Raw genomic sequence first — 5,676 nt, 5'->3', positions numbered from 1 at the left:
GCTGAAATGCTGGGGATACCGGGCCTGGTCATTAACCCGAAGTGGTTTCGGTCAAAGGAAGCATATGAAGCGAAAATTTTACAAAAACTAACCAGTCTTGATGTCGAGCTTGTAGTGCTGGCTGGTTATATGAGGCTGATCGGCCCGACGCTGCTTAAGGCTTTTGAAGGAAGGATCGTCAACATCCATCCCTCGCTGTTGCCGGCATTCCCTGGGAAGGATGCCATTGGCCAGGCGCTGGAAGCTGGTGTGGAGAGAACAGGTGTAACGATTCATTATGTTGATGAGGGAATGGACACAGGCCCTGTAATCGCCCGTGCAGCTGTCACGATCGACGCTGGAGAAACGAGAGAATCACTTCAGAAGAAAATACAGCGGATTGAACACAGCCTGTATCCAGAGGTTTTGGAACAGCTGTTGAATGGAAAAGAGGAGGCAGTACAATGGGAAAAAAGCGTGCACTGATCAGCGTTTCAGATAAGAGTGGAATTGTTGAGCTAGCGAGGGAACTAGTCGAGCTTGGTTTCGAAATCGTCTCGACTGGCGGTACAAAGAAAGCACTTCAGGACGGCGGAGTTCCGGTAATCGGCATTAGCGACGTAACTGGTTTTCCTGAAATTCTTGAAGGCCGAGTGAAGACACTTCACCCGAAAATCCATGGCGGATTGCTTGCGAAATACAGTGATCCTGGACATCAGAACCAGCTGGCTGAAAATGAAATCGAGAAAATCGAACTAGTATGTGTAAACCTTTATCCTTTTAAAGAAACGATTTCAAAACCTGGTGTGACGCCTGAGGATGCAATCGAGAATATCGACATCGGCGGACCTGCGATGCTGCGCGCTTCAGCTAAAAACCATCAATACATAACGGTTCTTGTTGACCCAGCTGATTATCAGCAGGTCATCGGAGAATACAAGAGCAATAACGAAACGACGCTTGAAACACGTCGCAGGTTAGCAGCAAAGGTGTTCCGTCACACAGCTGCCTATGATGCGTTGATTTCTGAGTATATGACGGATCTTGCAGGCGAAGAGCAGCCGGAAAAAATGACGGTGACATATGAATTGAAGCAAAATCTTCGCTACGGTGAAAACCCGCACCAAAAAGCGGCGTTCTACCAGAAGCCGCTTGGTTCCGCATTTTCGGTAGCGGCTGCGGAACAGCTTCATGGTAAAGAACTTTCTTATAACAATATTAATGATGCAAATGCTGCTTTGCAGATCGTGAAGGAATTTTCCGATCCGGCTGCGGTTGCGGTTAAGCATATGAATCCATGTGGCGTCGGAACTGGAAAGGATGTTTTTGATGCTTTTGGTAAAGCCTTCGAAGCGGATCCGGTCTCCATTTTCGGCGGTATCATTGCGCTGAATCGCGAGGTCGATGGTGAAACAGCACGCAAGCTGTACGAAATCTTCCTTGAAATCATCATCGCACCTTCTTTTAGCGAGGAAGCTTTGGAAATTTTAACAGCTAAGAAAAACCTTCGTTTGTTAAAAGTGCCTTTTGATGGTGCGATGGCAAAGGAAAGTACGCTTTCTTCTATTGAAGGTGGATTGCTCGTCCAGGACCAGGATGCGTTTGGCTTTGAGGATGCGGAAATATCTGTGCCGACAAAGCGTGAGCCTTGTGAGGCTGAGTGGGCAGCATTGAAGCTTGGCTGGAAAGTCGTTAAGCATGTGAAATCGAATGCGATTGTTGTTTCAGATAAGGATTCAACTTTAGGAATCGGCGCTGGCCAGATGAATCGTGTCGGAGCTGCAAAAATCGCGCTTGAACAAGCTGGAAAGAAGGCCGAGGGAGCTGCGCTTGCCTCCGATGCATTCTTCCCGATGGATGATACGGTTGAAGCAGCGGCTAAAGCAGGAATCACTGCCATTATCCAGCCAGGCGGATCCGTCCGTGATGCTGATTCGATTAAAAAAGCGGATGAATACGGCATTGCGATGGTGTTTACGGGAGTAAGGCATTTTAGGCATTAATATTTGTGGCAGTTGGCCGGGAAGGGCTTGGCTGACTGGTTAGGTTAATAAACCCGCAGCTGATAAATTGCAACCTACTGGTGATAAAATGACTTTTACTGGTGATATATTGGGTCAAACTGGTGATAAAACGATTTTTACTGGTGATAAATCGAAACCAACTGATGATAGAAGTCCAAAACTAATGGAACAAAGATTTCAACTGGTGAAATATTCTCAACTGGTGAAAAATTGACTTCAACTGGTGAAAAAACGAATCCAACTGGTGAAAAAACGATTTCAACTGGTGAAAAATGAGGTCCAACTGGTGAAATAGCTCCAAACTGGTATTAAAAAGTATTCAACTGGTATTATATTGCGCTCAACTGGTATTAAAATCAATCCAACAATGGAAAAGTCAATCTTCATTGAAATGAAGCACGATATTGCTAATGAATAAGGCCATTTGCGAGTTCAATCGAAACTAAAATCAGAAAAAAGTAATCCAAAAAACAGATTTAACTGTGAAATAGGGTTAGAGGATTAATCGGAGGTGCGGGGAATGAAGGTTCTTGTGGTTGGCAGAGGCGGACGGGAGCATGCGATTTGCCGGAAGGTGAGCGAGAGTGCGCTGGTGACTGAGGTTTTTGCGGCTCCGGGCAATCCGGGGATTGAGGACTGCGCATCGCTTGTGAATATCAATGAAAATCAGCTGGATGAGCTTGTTTCTTTTGCGAAGGATAACGAAATCGGCCTGACCATCATTGGGCCTGAGGTTCCATTACTTGAAGGGTTGGCAGACCTATTTATTGAGGAGGGCCTTAAGGTATTCGGTCCGCAAAAGGCAGCGGCTGTCATCGAGGGCAGTAAGTCTTTCGCGAAGGATCTCATGAAAAAATACAGCATTCCTACTGCGGAATATCAAGTTTTCTCTGATTATGCAGAAGCTAAAGCCTATTTGGATAAAATCGGAGCCCCGATTGTCATCAAGGCGGATGGGCTAGCGGCTGGCAAGGGCGTGGTCGTGGCGATGACCCAGCAAGAAGCAGAATACGCGCTGCAGGAAATGTTGCTTAACGAGAAGTTTGGTGAGGCGTCTGCAAGCGTGGTGATCGAGCAATTTTTAACAGGGGAAGAGTTTTCGCTGATGGCGTTTGTGAACGGTGAAACGGTGATCCCGCTGGAAATCGCGCAGGATCATAAGCGTGCCTTTGATGGCGATAAGGGGCCGAACACTGGCGGAATGGGTGCTTATTCTCCTGTACCGCATATCCGCAAGGAAACAATCGAGAAAGCAGTGCAAAACGTGCTGATTCCGGCGGCGCGCGCGATGGTCCAGGAAGACCGGAGTTTTACCGGTATCCTTTATGCCGGGCTGATTGAAACCACGGACGGACCAAAAGTGATCGAATTTAATGCGCGCTTTGGCGATCCGGAAACACAGGTGATTTTACCAAGGATGAAGTCGGATTTGGTTGAGGTCTTACTTGAGGTGCTTGAAGGAAAAACTCCGCAAATTGAGTGGCATGAAGAAGCGATGGTCGGAGTAGTCGTCGCGGCAATTGGCTATCCCGATCAGTACGAGAGGGGTGCGGCCCTCAAAGGGATAGAAAATATGTCTCAAGTTTTCCATGCTGGCACAGCAAGGAACGAAGAAGGCCAGTTTATTACAAACGGCGGCCGGGTACTGCTGGTAGGTGCAAAAGCGGCTTCATTAAAAGAAGCACAGCAAAAGGTATATGCTGAGCTTGAAAAGTTGGAGTGCAAGGGAACTTTTTACCGTAAAGATATCGGCTACAAAGCAATCGGCCACGTTTCTTGTTAGAACCATGAGAGGTTATCGTGCGCGTCTCTTGTTAACTCCGCGGGTGTAAACGAGCAGCAGGGCGATGATGCTTCCGACGAGCGCGATCCATACGAAGCTCATGTCCGTCACGTATTCCCAAAACATAGTATCATCTCCTTTATTGAGCCCCCAGGTTTGGGGGCTTTTGTTTTTTTCAGTAACCTGGCAGAGTGTCAGCTTGGATTATAAGGAACCCAGCCTTCGCCATCACCGGTTTCTGCGTTGTTTTGCTCCATCATATCCTGGCCCTTTTCGTAGGCGGCTGTAAGCGGGCAGTAGCGGACGATGCCTTCGCCGACTTTCATTGCTCCAAGCATAGCCATGAAGATATACGAGTCTTTCCAGGGGCGTTTCACCATTTTCGAAGTGGACCAGGCGAGGATTGTCAGTCCCATCGTGATTCTGACCAGTGCGTTAATGATTCCGATGTTCGGGCGTACATTCATTTTTTCATCGCTCCTTTACGAAGTTTTTACAATTTATTTGAAATTCTTTAGTGCGTTAAACGACGAAATATGTTACCATTGAAACCAATAATGAAAGGGCTTTCTTTTGTTGGAATTAAACGATTTTTTATATATAGAGAAAAGGGGAACAGTGTATGGAACAACGTTATCGATGGAAAAACAAACAATTGCGCGACCATGCTGCTGTATTAGACGGCTCCCTTTCACCGACGATCTTGCTGAAGAATGCGACTTATTTGAATCAGACTTTCCGCAAATGGATGACTGCGAACATTTGGATTTACAAGGACCGGATTGTGTATGTTGGTGAAAATCTGCCTGAGAATACGAAACAGTGCGAAACAGTGGATTGCAGCGGGATGAAGCTTGTGCCGGGTTATATTGAACCGCACGCCCACCCGTTTCAACTTTATAATCCCCATTCTTTTGCTGCCTATGCATCTCAGACTGGGACGACCACGATGATCAGCGACAATATGGTGCTCGCTTTACAATTAGGTAAAAAGAAAGCGTTTACTTTTATCAATGAGCTGAACGATAATCCGGTCACGATGTATTGGTGGTGCCGGTTTGATGCACAGACGGAAATTCAGCATGAGGAAGATGTGTTTTCAAACAGCAATGTCAGGGCCTGGCTTGAGCATGAGAATGTCGTGCAAGGCGGCGAGCTGACATGCTGGCCGAAGCTGATGAACGGGGATGACATGATTCTTCACTGGATGCAGGAAACGAAGCGCCTTCATAAGAAAATCGAAGGCCATTTCCCAGGCGCATCTGAAAAAACGCTCGCAAAAATGATGCTTTTTGGCGCGGATTGCGACCATGAGGCAATGACTGGTGAAGAAGTAAGAAGAAGGCTGATGCAGGGTTATATGGTGTCACTCCGGCATTCTTCGATTCGCCCGGATTTGCCGAAGCTGCTGGATGAAATACATGAGCTGGATATTGCGGTATATGACCGATTTATGATGACGACAGACGGGGCGTCGACTGCTTTTTATGAAAATGGAGTGATTGACGAGTTGATCAGGATCGCGATTGGAAAGGGCGTTCCGGTCATTGATGCTTACAATATGGCGACAATCAATGTGGCTCGATATTACAATTTTGAGCATCTGCATGGGAACATTGCGACAGGGCGGATTGCGAACATCAATATTTTAAGTAATGAGCTTGAACCTACTCCGGTTTCAGTGCTGGCAAAGGGTCAGTGGGTGAAGCGTAACGGAGAGGCAATCGAAGTGACAAACGAATTGGATTGGTCCGAATTAGGGTTCGAGCCGTTAAAAATGGATTGGGAGCTGACGCTAGATGACATGCAGTTCTCGATGCCGTTTGGCATTAAAATGGAGAATTCGGTCATTACAAAACCATATTCCATTTCAATCGATGTGTCTGGTGA

Annotated in this window: 6 protein-coding genes; 4 read left to right on the top strand and 2 right to left on the bottom strand. The window is 46.8% G+C overall.

Annotation, left to right across the window (positions count from 1 at the left end; all coding sequences use genetic code 11):
* The 3 genes from purN to purD form a co-directional block, all read left to right on the top strand.
* The coding region (gene purN / locus WB217_RS11825; protein WP_423993425.1) for a phosphoribosylglycinamide formyltransferase at positions 1–465 on the top strand (465 nt) is incomplete at its 5' end.
* On the top strand, positions 444–1,982 hold the full coding sequence (gene purH / locus WB217_RS11820) for a bifunctional phosphoribosylaminoimidazolecarboxamide formyltransferase/IMP cyclohydrolase (protein WP_423993424.1): 1,539 nt from the start codon (positions 444–446) through the stop codon (positions 1,980–1,982). The genes purN and purH, both read left to right, overlap by 22 nt.
* Positions 1,983–2,523: 541 nt before the next feature.
* Complete coding sequence (gene purD / locus WB217_RS11815; RefSeq protein ID WP_423993423.1) at positions 2,524–3,786, top strand: phosphoribosylamine--glycine ligase; 1,263 nt, start codon at positions 2,524–2,526, stop codon at positions 3,784–3,786.
* A gap of 12 nt (positions 3,787–3,798) precedes the next feature.
* Here purD and WB217_RS11810 read toward each other — a convergent pair whose 3' ends face one another.
* Both WB217_RS11810 and WB217_RS11805 read right to left on the bottom strand, forming a co-directional pair.
* Entirely contained in the window at positions 3,799–3,912 is a 114-nt protein-coding gene (locus WB217_RS11810) for an EYxxD motif small membrane protein (protein WP_335428893.1), read from the bottom strand.
* A 68-nt stretch (positions 3,913–3,980) separates the two neighbouring features.
* A complete protein-coding gene (locus WB217_RS11805; protein ID WP_423993422.1) occupies positions 3,981–4,253 on the bottom strand; it encodes a YgaP family membrane protein in 273 nt (90 codons plus the stop codon).
* Between the two features lie 155 nt (positions 4,254–4,408).
* Here WB217_RS11805 and WB217_RS11800 point away from each other — a divergent pair.
* Positions 4,409–5,676 (top strand): amidohydrolase family protein (locus WB217_RS11800; protein ID WP_423993421.1); only part of this gene is annotated, 1,268 nt, incomplete at its 3' end.

The organism is Mesobacillus sp., assembly GCF_049588175.1.
Taxonomy (GTDB): domain Bacteria; phylum Bacillota; class Bacilli; order Bacillales; family Cytobacillaceae; genus Mesobacillus.
This window is presented reverse-complemented; position numbering and strand designations above follow the sequence as displayed.